Source organism: Allopontixanthobacter sediminis, from assembly GCF_009828115.1.
Taxonomy (GTDB): domain Bacteria; phylum Pseudomonadota; class Alphaproteobacteria; order Sphingomonadales; family Sphingomonadaceae; genus Allopontixanthobacter; species Allopontixanthobacter sediminis.
Map to the genome: position 1 here is coordinate 34303 of NZ_WTYL01000004.1, position 13373 is coordinate 47675.

Sequence of the window (13373 nt, forward strand, 5' to 3'; positions counted from 1 at the left end):
AAGGGCCTGAGGATGGATCAACTGCGCGCGAAGCCACGGCAAAGTTTCTGGGGCCTGTGGAACATCAGCTTCGGCTTTTTCGGTATCCAGATCGGCTTTGCCCTGCAGAATGCCAATATGAGCCGCGTGTTCCAGACGCTCGGAGCAAGCATGGACGATCTTCCGTGGCTGTGGGCTGCGGCGCCGCTGACCGGCCTGATCGTTCAGCCGATCGTCGGCCATTTTTCGGACCGGACCTGGACCCGCCTTGGCCGGCGGCGACCGTATTTCCTGGTGGGCGCGGTGCTGGCCGCGGCGGCGCTGCTGGCAATGCCGCTGGCACCGCTGATCGCCGCCCCGCTGGTGTTTGCCGCTGCCATGCTGTGGATGCTCGACGCTTCGCTCAACATTTCGATGGAGCCGTTCCGCGCCTTTGTTGGCGACATGCTGGGGACCGACCAGCACAGCGCGGGCTATGCCGTCCAGACCGCCTTCATCGGAACCGGCGCGGTCGTCGGGTCGATCTTTCCGTTTTTCCTTGAACAGTTCGGAGTCTCGAACGTTGCCGCCGCGGGCGAATTGCCGGACACCGTGAAGTTCAGTTTCTGGTTCGGCGCGATCGCGCTGTTCTGCGCCGTATTGTGGACGGTCGTGACCACCACGGAATACAGCCCCGAGGAAGTAGCGACCTTCGAAGGCCCGGCACTGGTGGACGAAACCGGCCCCGCCCGCGCGCTGGCGGACAAGACCTATTATTCCCCCATGGTCTGGATCGCGCTCGGGATCGCCGTCGCGGCGGCGGTCGGCCCGCTGTCGCTGGAGAAGGAAGTGTTCCTGCTTGGCGGCCTGCTGGTGGTCTACGGATTGCTCAGTGGATTTGCGATCAGCCTGTCCAGACGGGGGAAGACCGCCAACATGCTGTCTTCCATCGTCGGGGATTTTTCGGGCATGCCGGACGTGATGAAGCGCCTTGCCGTCGTGCAGTTCTTCAGTTGGTCCGCGCTGTTCATCATGTGGATCAACACCACGCCGGTGGTCACGCAATACGTCTTCGGCAGCACCGACACGGCCAGCGCGGCCTACAATGAAGGCGCCAACTGGGTGAATGTACTGTTCACCGTCTATAACGGTGTCGCCGCCATCGCTGCACTCGCCTTGCTGCCGGTGCTGTCGCGAAAATTCGGGCAGGTCACCACGCACTCGATATGCCTGGTACTGGGCGCGCTGGGTTTCCTCGGCTTTTTCGTGTTGCGTGATGCCTATGCGTTGATTGTGTGCGAGATCGGCATCGGGATCGCCTGGGCCTCGATCCTCGCCATGCCCTACGCCATTCTCGCGTCGAACCTGCCGCAGCGCAAACTCGGCATCTACATGGGCTTGTTCAACATCTTCATCGTGGTTCCGCAATTGCTGGTCGCAACGATCATGGGATCGATCATGAAGATATTTTTCCCGAACGAGCCGGTCTGGACGATGCTGTTCGCCGCCTGCGCCTTCCTCGTCGCGGCGATCGCGATGCAGCGGGTCGCCGCGGCCATTCCCCCGCGCCGGATGCAATAGGGTCTGCACTTGGCCATTGCTGGAACACCATTGGGCACTAACGGTCGGCTCGATGGTACTATTGCCATGTCCGGCACCGAAGCCGACCAGCAACAAGGGTACAGCGCATATGCAACATTCCGCATTTGTCCTCGCAGCCGCCAGCACCATCGTGCTTTGTGCGTGCACCACACCTTCTGACGAAGCAGCTATCCAGGATCCGGATGAGATGCAGACTGCAGACGATTGCCCGGTCATTGAAAGCGAGGGCTGGGCCGCAACTATAGCTCCCGTGCCGGGAAGTCCGGATCGTAACCAGCTGACCATCACCGGGCGAGTCACCATGCCCACGCCGGGGTACACCTTCGCGTGGGAAGCGGGCCGGCTTGACCGGTCAGCTGTCCCGGCTTTCGAATTGCGGCTGCTGGCAAATGCGCCCGCCGGGATGGTTACCCAGGTGCTCGACACGCGGGAGGTGAGCTATTCCGGACCCGCCGCGGCGGCGCGTTACCGTTCCATCTCGATAACCTGCGAGGGACGGGTTCTGGGTACTATCGAGAGCGTCGGCTGAGCTTCAGACGAGGATGCGGTCCAGCAGCCAGTAAGCCCCGGTGATCCCGATGGCATAGGACGCGAGCCGGATCCCGGTCTGCAGAGCTGGCTGGGATAGCCTGCGGACTGCGGCGAGCAACCCGAGAACGGCGAAGACCACCAGGATCTGCCCAGCCTCGACGCCAATATTGAACGCCAGCAATGCCGGAACGATGTCCCCTTCCGGCAAACCGATTGCGCTCAGCGCGCCCGCGAAGCCGAAGCCGTGAAGTAGCCCGAACAGCAGTGCGATCACCCATGGAAAGCGCAGGGTGAGGCTGGGAACGGTTCTGGATTTTCGCAAGATTTCCACGGCCATGAACACGATCGACAGCGCGATCAGCGCCTCGACCGGTTTCTGCGGCATCGACAGAAAGCCCAGAGCCGCCGCGGCCAGGGTGACCGAATGGGCCAGCGTGAAAGCCGTCGCCGCCACCACCACCGCGCGCGGGGTTCGCAGCAACAGGACCAGCGCGATGACGAACAGCAAGTGGTCCCACCCGGCAAGGATATGCTCCACGCCGATCACGAAATAACTCTGCAGGACTTGCCACGTGCTTGCCGGTCCCGTGACGGTTGCCGCGGGCGTTGCAGCGGTCAGCCGGTGGACCTGGACCGGCTGGTCCAGCGGTGCCAGCCGGACCAGCATGTCGCCCGGTCCGGACAGTGCAGGCACCGTAACCGTTCCGCCTGTCACGCCGCCAGCGCAGGATACCTGCCCGCTACCGATGATCGCCCCGCCGACGAAGCCCTGCTGCGGTTCTTCCCGGTAGCGGCAGGATCGCGGCAAGGTAGGTACCGGGATTGCACTGGTCGGCGGCTGGGCAAGCGGGAGCTTCCACGCAATCCGCCAGTCCCCGGCGCGCTGCTCGCTCATTTCGAGGTAGCCGGGCCGCAGTTCATCGGCGCTTGCCGTGCCGGGCATCCACAGCAGCATCAGGAACAATGCGGCCAGCGCTCTCATTTCTGCACCGTCACCCGGTATGCGCCGCGCAGCAATTCGTAGGCGTCTTTCTTGCGCTGCGCTTCCGTGCTGCCGCGCCAGTCGGCTTCGACTTCGCCGCGAATTTCGGCCAGCGTTGGCGCCTTGCCGATCTCTCGCGCCCGGAGCCGGACAACGTGCCAGCCAAAGCCGGAGGCAACCGGGCCAGCCCATTTGCTTCCGGGTTCCAGGGTGTCGAGGGTGGCCGTGAAAGCGCGGCCGAGCCTGCCCTCCACTTCGCTGCGAGATGCATTTTCGAAGGCGGACGGCAGCGAAATTGATTCTCCGTTCGTTGGCGCACTTGTCAGCGCCGCTGCCGCCGCGGCGCGCTCCGCGAAATACATCTGGTCGAAACTGTAGCGCACGTCGGGTGCAAAACGTTCGGGATATTGCGCCAGCCACTCGGCCAGTACGTCGTCCGATACAACCGCGGTTTCCGCCATGCTTGCCGCAAGGTAGTCCATCTTGTTGGCGAGACGTTTACGCACCACGGTGTCGTCCCGGTCGAGGCCAAGGCGGATCGCCTCGCGGTAGAGCACTTCCTCGCGCAGGAAAATCTCCACCAGAGCATCCAGTTCCGCATCGGTCGGCGGGCGCTGCATGGTGCGCTCCCACTGCAGGGCCATCGCCGCGCGGTCCTCACGCGTAACCGTGATCGTCCTGCTGGCGGGATCGGCCGGTTCGCCCACCCATGCAAAATAGAGGAACAGCGCGGCCGCCGCGGCCAGGAAATGCACGATCGGCTCGCGGGTCCAGGCGGGCAGCGTCATCTGGCGGGCGGCCCGATCCAGATCGGCGAGCTGTAGGCCCGTTCCTGCGCCACGGCATCATCCACCGCCTCGGGGGAAAGGGTCATGTCGAAGCGCAGGGCGTCGAACAGCGGCCAGCGCGGCGTGGGAATTTCCAGCACCCGGACGTAGTAGAACGCCCGCTCGCCGGCCCGGTAATCGGGGTCGGTCCAGACCGCGCGCAATTCGGGCGCGCCGATGGAGTTGGTGTAGCTTGCCTTGGCCCGGTCCACCGTATCGCCGACCGCGGGCACCTTGCCGTTTACCGGACGGCGCCTGGCATTGTCGGACCAGACAACATCGTAGACTTTTTCGCGCGCCGTGCCGTCCGCCGCGGTCCACCCCTTGATGATCTGCACCCGGTCGAGATGCGCCCCGTCCGGATCCTTCAGCGCCGATACCAGGAACCGAGGCGCCTTGCCGCCGTCCACCAGTTCGCCGCCCATCGGCACGCCGTTCTTGTAGCCGGCGCGCACCCAGTTTCCCTCGAACGCGTTGTCGGTGAAATCGAAACCGCCGAAAAACCGTACAACCATGCGCGGGCCCGTGGTGGCATAGACTTCCCGCCGCATCATCGCGTCGAAAATTTCCGCGCGGGTGTTGGCCCGGGCCCAGACCGCCGCGTAGCCACCGGCGAGATAGTTCCAGCCGAACCGGCCGACCTGCGTCCCGAGGTTCTGCGGGGCGTTGGCGCGGGCTGCGCTCGGTTCGTTGCCGGTGTGCTTGCCGAAGAAATTGTCCTCGTCCCCGGTGGCGAGCGAGGTGTGGCTGTCGGTCGAACCGATCATCCCGAACTTGTACGGATTTACCCCGGTCCGTTGCTCGATCGACAGGCCGCGCTTCAACGCCTCGCGGAGGTACTCGCCCGCATACATCGGATCGGCCTTCGCCCGCGACAGCGTCAGATTGCCGATATCCCAGCCCTTCTTGCCGAAATCCGCAAATTCGTCGTTGGGCGAAAGAAACGGATGCGTTTCGCTATCGCCCTTGATCTGGGTTGCTTCCACCACCGGTTCGCGGCTTGCGCGCCGCCGCGCGTATTCGGCCGACATCGGCCCGCCACCCGCATCGGTTAGCTCGAACATCAGCCCGTTGGACAGGTTGGAATTGTGCGGGATAGCCAGCACCTTGCCGCCGGTCGCCTGCTCGTAGGCATCCATGTAATCGAACAAGCCGCCGATTTCTTCGGTCAGGCCGGGGTAGGGCAGAACCTTCGACGTCCGTTCGATCCCGTCGCGGAACATGACCACCCGGTGAAGATTGTTGCCGTCCGGCTGATAGGTGTATTCGAACCCGGCGAGCGGGGTAAATTTGCCGGGACGGTAATAGCGGTCGAGCACCCGGAGCTGGTCGTTCCAGATATCGGTCGCGGTCTCTTCGCGGCGCTCGGGGTCCATCATGGCTTCCGGCAAAGTGCCTGCTCCCGCGGCAGAAATGAGTTCCGCCGTCGCACGGGCCGATTGCTGCGGGGATTCGTGCATCATGTCATACCAGCGGCGCAGCGTTTCATCGCGGATCGCAATGCGCGGCGCGTCGTAAATGCGGCGCATGACCCCGAGGCCATCACTGTGATCGGCGATCACCAGGAAATCGAGCGGACGCGCGAGCTTCGCCTTGATACCGGTGGTCGAGGTGACTTCATCACCGCGCGCGAATTTGAGTGCGTCCTCAGGCCCAAGGCGTACGCCGAAGCCAAATGCGTCAATCGAATTGTCGGTGTGGAGGTGGGTATCGCCCCACAGGACAGTCTCGGGAAACTCGGTCAGTGCGATGGCCGCTTCGGCCTCGGCAACTTCGGCGGGATCGATCACGGCGGGGCGGGAAAGCCAGTATCCGCCCGCTGCCAGGACTACGGCGACAGCGCCGACCGCAGCGATTACCTTGATCTTGCCCATCCCGTTTTCCCCGCCCTTGACAGCCGCGCCGCCGATTTTCCGGTAGGCGGGCACAGCGTGCGGCAGAAACAGGTTGCAGGTCAAGACTGATCGACGGGGATGGGTGACCACAAGCCGCGCTTGCGGCGCCGCGCGCGTGTGATAGACAACCGCGATGTCTGTATTTCCGTTCAGCGCCATCGTCGGGCAGCGTGAGATGAAACTGGCCCTCATGGTCGCGGCGGTCGATGCGCGGATCGGCGGGGTGATGATCTTCGGCGATCGCGGCACCGGCAAATCCACCGCCGCCCGCGCGCTGGCCGGAACCTTGCCGCCCATCCGGGCGGTCGAGGGATGCCGGTATAATTGTGAACCGGAAAATGCCGGAACCTGTCCCGATGCCTGCAGCAGCAAGCGGGTGCGCAAGATAGCGGTCCCTTTCGTGGACTTGCCGCTCGGCTCGACGGAAGACCGGGTGCTTGGGACACTCGATCTGGAAAAAGCGCTGGCGGCGGGCGAAAAGCATTTCGAACCGGGCCTGCTGGCCAAGGCGCACCGCGGGTTCCTGTATATCGACGAAATCAATCTGCTCGAAGACCATGTCGTCGACCTGTTGCTCGATGTCGCCGCATCGGGGGAGAACCTGGTGGAACGCGACGGGCTGAGCGTAAGGCACAAGGCGCGCTTCGTGCTGATCGGCAGCGGCAATCCGGAAGAAGGCGAACTCCGCCCGCAGTTGCTCGACCGCTTCGGCCTGTCGGTGGAGGTGCGCACGCCCGACAGTATCGACGACCGGGTCGAAATCATGCGCCGCTGCGACGCGCAGGAACGCGATGCAGTCAAATTCGCCGCCAAATGGAAGAGCGAAGACGCCAAGGTCCTGCGGAATATCGAACTGGCCAAGAAAGCCCTGCCGAAGGTCAAGACTTCGGCCAAGATCATGCGCAGTACTGCGACCCTGTGCCAGATGGTCGGCGCGGACGGGCTGCGCGGCGAACTGACGCTGATGCGCGCCGCGCGGGCGCTGGCCGCACTGGAAGGCGCGGGTTCGGTGACCATGGACCACCTCCGCACGCTCGCGCCGCTGGCTTTGCGTCACCGTCTGCGGCGCGACGTGCTGGACGAAACGGGATCGACGGTGCGGATTGAAATGGCGCTGGAAGAACTGCCGGGGTGAAGGAGGGGCCTGCCGCCGACCCGGCAATGGCCGACAGCCTGCTTGCAGCGCAGCTGTTCACTTTGCACCCCATGAAATTCGGCGGGATTGTCCTGCGTGGATATGGCCCGGTTCGGGACCGGCTGCTTGATTTGATGACCGCCCAACTGGCCAAACAAGGCCCGGTCCTGCGAATGCCGATCAACGTCGATACCGAACAATTGCTCGGCGGGCTGGACCTGACCGAAACGCTCAGCCGTGGACGTGCGGTTCTGCGTCCGGGGCTGCTGGCGCGGGCTGCGGGCGGGGTGGTGATCGTCAGCATGGCGGAGCGGATTGCACCGGATATTGCCGCGCATCTGGCGCAGGCAATGGACCACCGTGAGGTCGCGGTGATCCTGCTCGATGACGGGATTGAGGTGGACGAAGCCCCACCCGCTGTTCTGCGCGAACGTGCCGCGTTCCACTGCGACTTGACGGCGGTACGCACCCTCGATTTCGAACTTGATGGGCAGGAGGCACCATGGCGGCCCGCCCGCGCGCCTTCCAAGCATCAGCGTCAGGCGCTCGCGGCGACGGCGGCTGCGCTGGGGATACATTCAATGCGGCCGGTGCTGATGGCGGAACAAAGCGCGCGGGCGAGCGCCGCACTCGCCGAGGCCGGTATGGTACGGACGGAGGATTTCGAAACGGCCATCCGGCTGGTGCTTGCGCCGCGGGCGACCCGGCGGCCAGAGGTGGCGGAACCCGCTCCCCCGCCACCCGCCGAACCGGATCAGCCCGGAGAGGATTCGGGCCAATCGGAAGAGCAGCGACAGCAGGATGTCTCCCTGGATGACCTGCTGATCGAAGCCGCCGCCGCCTCCATCCCGCAGCATATACTCGACGGGATCGATCGCGGTACGCTGCGGTCGGCGGGCGGCCGGACGGGCAGTTCGGGCCAGAAAGAAAAATCCTCAAAACGGGGGCGTCCGCTCGGATCGAAGCCGGGCATTCCGGGCGACGGGCGGAAACTTGCGCTGATCGATACGCTGCGCGCAGCCGCCCCGTGGCAAGGCGCGCGGCGCGCCGGTTCGGGCAGCAAACAGACGCTCCATATTCGCAAGTCGGATTTGCGGATCCGCCATTACGAACAGCGCCGGGAAAGCCTGACCATCTTCGCGGTCGATGCGTCGGGGTCGTCGGCCCTGTCGCGGCTCGCAGAAGCCAAGGGCGCGGTCGAACTGATGCTGGCGCAGGCGCATGTGAAGCGCTCACAAGTCGCTCTGATCGCATTTCGCCAGTCGGGTTCGGAAATCCTCCTGCCGCCGACACGCTCGTTGACCCGCGCCCGCCGCGCTCTCGGTGCCTTGCCGGGCGGAGGGGGGACTCCGCTTGCGGCCGGCCTGCTTGAAGCGCTGATGATGGCCGACGCGTCGTCCAAGCGCGGGCAGACTCCGACGATAGCAATCCTGACCGACGGCAAGGCCAATGTGACGCTCGCGGGAGACGCTGACCGGTCTACCGCCATGCGGGAGGTCAGTGAGGTAAGCAAACGTGTCGCGGCGACGGGCCACCAGTCGATCGTGATCGATATCTCCCCCCGGCCCCGCGAGGAGGCGGCGCAGCTCGCCAGCGAATTGGGCGGCCGCTATCTCGCACTGCCGCGTGCGGGCAGCGCAGCTATGGTCGACGCGATCGAGAGTGTTGGCGAAGGTGCGCGGGCATGAGCGGGCGCTATCCCGACTGGAACACGGACGGACGAAACTGGCCCAACCGCGCCGCCAGTCAATTCGTCGAGGCGGATGGCTACCATTGGCACGTGCAGTCCATGGGACCGGACCATCCGACCGCGCCGGTGTGCGTGCTAATCCACGGCACCGGCGCCGCCACCCACAGCTGGCGCGACCTGATGCCGCGGCTGGCACAGGATTTCCGTGTCATCGCGATGGATTTGCCGGGACATGGCTTCACCCGCCCGAATTTCAAACGGCGGGTCACCTTGCCGCTGATGGCCGGCTCGATCGTTGCCCTGCTCGACGAATTGGACGCCAGACCCGATCTGATAGTGGGTCACTCGGCCGGCGCGGCAATCGGGATGCAGATGATGCTGGATCGGGGCTGGAAGGTCCCGCTGGTTGGCCTCAACCCGGCGCTGATGCCGTTCCCGGGGCTTGCCGCGAAACTGTTTCCGCAGCTTGCCAAGATGCTGTTCACCAACCCGCTGGTGTCGCAGATTTTCGCCCGGATGGCGCGCTATCCCGGCGCCGTGGAGCGGTTCCTCGGCAAGGCGACCGGTTCCACCATCGACCGGGCCGGCCTGAAGCAGTACGAAATCCTGATGAGCCGTTCGGGGCATTGTGACGGCGCGATCCGGATGATGGCCAGCTGGCGTCTGGAGCCGCTGCAGGCGCGGATGCAGGAACTGACCGGGCCTGTCCTGCTAGTCCATGCGGCAGGCGATACGGCTATTCCCCGCTCTGCCGTCAAGGGTGCCGCCGACCTGATCCCGCGCTGTACCTTCGAGGAGTTAAAGGGGGTAGGGCATCTTGCGCATGAGGAACGACCGGAGCAGGTTGCGCAGATGATCGGCGCATTCGTGGCCGACATGACTGAACGGGAGGCGGGGTGATGGAACAGGGCGCGTTCGACAATCTTGGCTGGGTAGAGATCATCTTCACCAGCGCGGTCGCGCTCGGCATCGGATTCTGGCAATTGTGGTCGGTGAACCGCGAGATTGCCAAGGACAAGGAAAAGGCCGCGGCCCGGGACGCCCAGACCGGGACCGAGGCGGAGGGCGATTGACCGCCCCTATTCTCGCGGCATCTTGTACGGCAGCATGAACTGGATGACCGGGTTGACCAGCCGGTCGAGCGAGATGCTTTCCTGCACCGCCATCACCTTCTTGCCGAAAATCCGCATGGCCAGCGTCGAGCGGGCATAGAACGGCGAATCCTCCCAGGTCTTGATAACCGATGCATGGCCGCGGTCCGCCCGGGTCTGACGCTTCATGCCCCATAATGTCGCGGGCAATGGCGCGACCAGCGGCAGTTCCTCCTCGTGCGGGGTACCGGTCTTGTCGAACCGCAGCGCGCTGCCGAAATGGCTGCCATCGCGCCGGTTGCCTTCATAGATCACCGCCACGTCCTCCCCCGCATGCGCGCGCGACCAGTGCCAGTCCCGAAAGCCGTCCTCGATCGGTTCGCTGCCGTGATTGCCGTCGAGATAGGCGCTGCCAGACCACGTCACGTCGGGCCGCTCCATCCGGACATCAATCCGTGCGCGCGGGGCGATGGTGTGCCAGTTATGCTTGCCTTCGACGTCGAGCTTGAACGAGCGGGAGTTCAGGACCTCCGGTGTCAGTACGATCCGGCCGGCAACCCGTCGCCGCCAGGGAATGCCGAGGCGGATATCACGCTCCTCGATCTCGATGATCAGCCGGTCATTGTCCCACCGCATCGAACTCGGCCCGATCTGCACTGCGTCGCGATGCTGAACGGTGTCCGACTGGCCGCGCTCGGTCATCACCCAGCGCGCCCCGCCGCGGCCATACAGCGCAACGTTTAGACAGCTGTGATCGAGCGGGATGTTTCGGCCGGATTTACGGTAATAAGGGGAGAACACGCTGCCGATGAAGGCGATGATCGTCAGCCCGAAGGACCCGTCATCGCTGATCGCATCGACATACCACCAGCGGTATCCCTGCGGCGGGACGACCGTGTCGAAATTCGGTCGGACAACACGGCTTCGCTCGCCAATTTCCCCGACAAGGCGGCCATCGGGACGCCCGCGCCAGGATGGGTCGCCCCGCCCGCGCAATAGAGCCCACGGATCCTCGTCCGGCATCCGGGCCGGAGGAAGGAGGCCGCCCACCCGTGCGAGGCTCGACCATAAAGCGCCCCGCCGGTCGCCGGGAAGAGTTTCGAGAAATCGTTGGGCGTGACCAGCTGGTGGGGCAGGGGCGTTTCCAGCTCCAACCCGCAGGCGCGCAGCCGGCTCAGCATCTTCGACGTGCATTGGTCCTTCTCCTCGGCGGTATACGTATGGGTGTCGCCATTGGCCGGCGCGTTGACGATGATCTGGAAGCGCTGGCTGGTGGCCGCATCGGGCGTGTTATCAGGGCCGTGGTCGAGCGCGCAGAGGTAGACAGTCGGACCCGCCGGCACGCAGCCCGCGCCGATATCCCTGAACTCGGCGGGGTAGTCACCGGAGAAGAAGACGTTGTGATGTCCGAGGGGGAAGCCCTGCGCCTTGCCCTTCGCCAGCCAGACCATCGCGGACAGGGAACGGTCTTTTGGCCGGACTGCACTGGCCGCTTTTTGCGCTTCCCGGCCGAACATTCCGGCGCCGAGGGCGGAGGGGTCCGCGTTGCAAATGACCGATTGCGTGGAAATTTCTTCACCGCTTTCGAGCCGTACGCCGCTGACCCTTCCGCGCGTCACACGGATTTCGTCCACCTTTGCGCCGTAGCGAAAACGCGCTCCGTTCTTGCGCGCGACCGCTTCCAGCCCCTTGGCCAGAGCGTTCATCCCTCCGTCGATTTTCCAGACGCCCTGCGACTCGACATGTGCGATCAGCATCAGCGTGGCGGGCGTCTTGAACGGTGATGACCCGCAATAGGTCGTGTAGCGACCGAACAATTGCCGCAAACGCGGATCGGTGAAATGTTCGCCGAGGACTTTCCATAAGCTCTCGTAGGGCCGGATCGCCAGCAACGACCCCATCCGCCACAATCCGATCCTCCACATCAGCCCCGGCGGATAAGTCTTGCTGTCCTGCAAGAAGGGCCGGTCGAGGATGTCAAAGATCTTCTTCGCTTCCTGAGAGAAGCTGCGAAACCCAGCGGCGGCTTTCGCCCCGGCGAAATCACCGATGGCCTCCACGCTCTTTTCGTGATCGCTGAACAGGTCGAGATGGCCATGTTCGTCCCATGCATGTCTCGCCAAGGTATCTGCCGGTGAGAGGGTCAGATAATCTCCGGTCGACGCGCCGGCGCTTTCGAAGATTGCATCGATCACCGGGCCCATGGTGAACACGGTCGGCCCGGCGTCGATCGGGGACTCGTCTACATCCAGCTGGCGGATTTTGCCGCCCGCGGCGGGTTCTTTTTCCAGCACGATCACCGGAACACCGCGAGCCGAGAGCAACGCCGCGCTGGCGAGCCCCCCAACGCCTGCCCCGATGATGACTGTCGGTGTTTCCGTCACGCTCTCCCCGACCCGTCTGCGAGTTTCGATTTGACGAACCTCTACCACACGTCCATTCGCTTGGACATATCATTATGTCCAGACCAGACGATCCTGCCCCCGTCTCCCTGAATTGGAGAACCCGCTGGGCGCTGCGCCGAAACCGGATTCTCGGCAGCCGCAAATTTCAGGATTGGGCGGCGAGAACGCCTGTTTTTCGCAGTGTTGCGCGGCGCAAGGCAGCCCGTCAGTTCGATCTTGTTGCAGGCTTTGTCTATACCCAGATTACCTATATTTTCGTCCAATCGGGCCTGATCGGGTTCCTCGGCAATAGTGCGCGGACGGAGGCGGAAATCGTCCGGTTCCTCGATTTCCCGCAAGACGCCGCGGCCCGCATACTGAAGGCGGGCGCCGCGCTGGGTCTGGCCGAGTCGCCGCAGCGCGACTTGTGGACCCTGGGTGTGGTTGGTGCCGCGTTGTCCGCCAACGAAGGCGCGATGGCGATGATCCGCCATCACGCGCTGTTCTACCGCGATTTGTCCGACCCGTTCGCGTTGCTAAAAGATCGCGGCGCGGCGAGAAGCGAGCTTTCGCGTTTCTGGACCTATGCGCCCAAATCAGCCGAAGACAGCCAGCAGCCCGCACCCTATTCCGAGTTGATGGCTGCGACCCAGCCGATGGTCTGGCAGCAGATTATCGGCCGATACTCGTTCGGCAGCCACCGCCGTATGCTCGACATCGGGGGAGGGTCAGGGACGTTTGTTGCTGCGGTCGGCGCGCATACACCGGGACTCGACCTTGGCCTGTTCGACCTTCCGGAGGTCGTGCCGTTGGCGCACAAGCGGTTTGCCGGATCGGAACTGGAAAAGCGGGTAACACTTCACGCCGGCAGCTTTCGCACCGACCCCATCCCGGCGGGCTATGACCTCGTCACTCTCATCCGCATCCTCCACGACCACGACGACGACGTGGTCCAAGCGTTGTTGGCCGCACTGTGCGAGTCGCTCCCGGTTGGCGGGAAGGTCCTGATAGTCGAACCGATGGCCGAGACTCGGGGGGCCGAGGGCATGGGGGACGCCTATTTCGGGCTTTACTTGTGGGCCATGGGGTCAGGTAGGCCGCGCTCCATCCACAGCTACGTTGAGATGGCGCAATTGGCAGGATTTTCAACGAGTAAGGCGGTCCCAACCCCTCTTCCGATCATCGCAAAGGCACTTGTCCTGACGAAGTGACAGAATAAGTGTCCAGTTTAGTTGACAATGTTTTCTGTTTCGGTAGTTTGACGCTGGATGGAGTCCC

At 64.1% G+C, this 13373-nt stretch carries 12 protein-coding genes; 7 read left to right on the plus strand and 5 right to left on the minus strand.

Translation table 11 applies throughout. From position 1 onward, the window contains the following. Positions 1–12: 12 nt before the first annotated feature. On the plus strand, positions 13–1539 hold the full coding sequence (locus GRI65_RS13870) for an MFS transporter (protein ID WP_160757187.1): 1527 nt from the start codon (positions 13–15) through the stop codon (positions 1537–1539). A 109-nt stretch (positions 1540–1648) separates the two neighbouring features. Continuing rightward, complete coding sequence (locus GRI65_RS13875) at positions 1649–2089, plus strand: hypothetical protein (protein ID WP_160757188.1); 441 nt, start codon at positions 1649–1651, stop codon at positions 2087–2089. A gap of 3 nt (positions 2090–2092) precedes the next feature. Here the strand turns inward: GRI65_RS13875 and GRI65_RS13880 are convergent, their stop codons facing one another. The 3 genes from GRI65_RS13880 to GRI65_RS13890 are packed head-to-tail and all read right to left on the minus strand — an operon-like array spanning position 2093 to position 5954. Then, positions 2093–3073, minus strand: a complete 981-nt coding sequence (locus GRI65_RS13880) for a HupE/UreJ family protein (protein WP_160757189.1) — start codon at positions 3071–3073, stop codon at positions 2093–2095. Further along, the gene (locus GRI65_RS13885; protein WP_160757190.1) at positions 3070–3861 is read right to left on the minus strand and encodes a peptidyl-prolyl cis-trans isomerase; all 792 of its coding nucleotides are present in this window, start codon (positions 3859–3861) and stop codon (positions 3070–3072) included. Before GRI65_RS13885 ends, GRI65_RS13880 begins: the two co-directional genes overlap by 4 nt. Continuing rightward, complete coding sequence (locus GRI65_RS13890) at positions 3858–5954, minus strand: DUF3604 domain-containing protein (RefSeq protein WP_232844190.1); 2097 nt, start codon at positions 5952–5954, stop codon at positions 3858–3860. Before GRI65_RS13890 ends, GRI65_RS13885 begins: the two co-directional genes overlap by 4 nt. Here GRI65_RS13890 and GRI65_RS13895 point away from each other — a divergent pair. The 4 genes from GRI65_RS13895 to GRI65_RS15160 are packed head-to-tail and all read left to right on the plus strand — an operon-like array spanning position 5929 to position 9693. Beyond that, positions 5929–6930 (plus strand): ATP-binding protein, encoded by a 1002-nt coding sequence (locus GRI65_RS13895; RefSeq protein ID WP_160757191.1) that lies wholly within the window; start codon positions 5929–5931, stop codon positions 6928–6930. The two genes, GRI65_RS13890 and GRI65_RS13895, sit on opposite strands and share 26 nt — an antisense overlap. Then, on the plus strand, positions 6927–8618 hold the full coding sequence (locus GRI65_RS13900) for a magnesium chelatase subunit D (RefSeq protein WP_332872663.1): 1692 nt from the start codon (positions 6927–6929) through the stop codon (positions 8616–8618). Before GRI65_RS13895 ends, GRI65_RS13900 begins: the two co-directional genes overlap by 4 nt. After that, positions 8615–9520: an alpha/beta fold hydrolase BchO gene (gene bchO / locus GRI65_RS13905; protein WP_160757192.1), complete on the plus strand. Its 906-nt coding sequence runs from the start codon at positions 8615–8617 to the stop codon at positions 9518–9520. The genes GRI65_RS13900 and bchO overlap by 4 nt, the downstream gene beginning before the upstream one ends. Next, on the plus strand, positions 9520–9693 hold the full coding sequence (locus tag GRI65_RS15160) for a hypothetical protein (RefSeq protein ID WP_202391347.1): 174 nt from the start codon (positions 9520–9522) through the stop codon (positions 9691–9693). Before bchO ends, GRI65_RS15160 begins: the two co-directional genes overlap by 1 nt. Before the next feature lie 6 nt (positions 9694–9699). On the opposite strand, the gene GRI65_RS13910 is transcribed toward GRI65_RS15160, so the two are convergent. Continuing rightward, complete coding sequence (locus tag GRI65_RS13910) at positions 9700–10647, minus strand: hydratase (RefSeq protein WP_332872668.1); 948 nt, start codon at positions 10645–10647, stop codon at positions 9700–9702. Continuing rightward, positions 10536–12095, minus strand: a complete 1560-nt coding sequence (gene crtD, locus GRI65_RS13915; RefSeq protein WP_160757194.1) for a 1-hydroxycarotenoid 3,4-desaturase CrtD — start codon at positions 12093–12095, stop codon at positions 10536–10538. Before crtD ends, GRI65_RS13910 begins: the two co-directional genes overlap by 112 nt. A gap of 74 nt (positions 12096–12169) precedes the next feature. Here crtD and GRI65_RS13920 point away from each other — a divergent pair, with 74 nt between their 5' ends. Further along, on the plus strand, positions 12170–13306 hold the full coding sequence (locus GRI65_RS13920) for a methyltransferase (protein ID WP_160757195.1): 1137 nt from the start codon (positions 12170–12172) through the stop codon (positions 13304–13306). Positions 13307–13373 lie beyond the last annotated feature (67 nt).

Excerpts from the sequence above, each read along its gene's own strand:
- GRI65_RS13870 (WP_160757187.1), top strand. The coding sequence starts at position 13 with ATGGATCAACTGCGCGCGAAGCCACGGCAAAGTTTCTGGGGCCTGTGG.
- GRI65_RS13875 (WP_160757188.1), top strand. The coding sequence starts at position 1,649 with ATGCAACATTCCGCATTTGTCCTCGCAGCCGCCAGCACCATCGTGCTT.
- GRI65_RS13880 (WP_160757189.1), bottom strand. The coding sequence starts at position 3,073 with ATGAGAGCGCTGGCCGCATTGTTCCTGATGCTGCTGTGGATGCCCGGC.
- GRI65_RS13885 (WP_160757190.1), bottom strand. The coding sequence starts at position 3,861 with ATGACGCTGCCCGCCTGGACCCGCGAGCCGATCGTGCATTTCCTGGCC.
- GRI65_RS13895 (WP_160757191.1), top strand. The coding sequence starts at position 5,929 with ATGTCTGTATTTCCGTTCAGCGCCATCGTCGGGCAGCGTGAGATGAAA.
- GRI65_RS13890 (WP_232844190.1), bottom strand. The coding sequence starts at position 5,954 with ATGGCGCTGAACGGAAATACAGACATCGCGGTTGTCTATCACACGCGC.
- bchO (WP_160757192.1), top strand. The coding sequence starts at position 8,615 with ATGAGCGGGCGCTATCCCGACTGGAACACGGACGGACGAAACTGGCCC.
- GRI65_RS15160 (WP_202391347.1), top strand. The coding sequence starts at position 9,520 with ATGGAACAGGGCGCGTTCGACAATCTTGGCTGGGTAGAGATCATCTTC.
- GRI65_RS13920 (WP_160757195.1), top strand. The coding sequence starts at position 12,170 with ATGTCCAGACCAGACGATCCTGCCCCCGTCTCCCTGAATTGGAGAACC.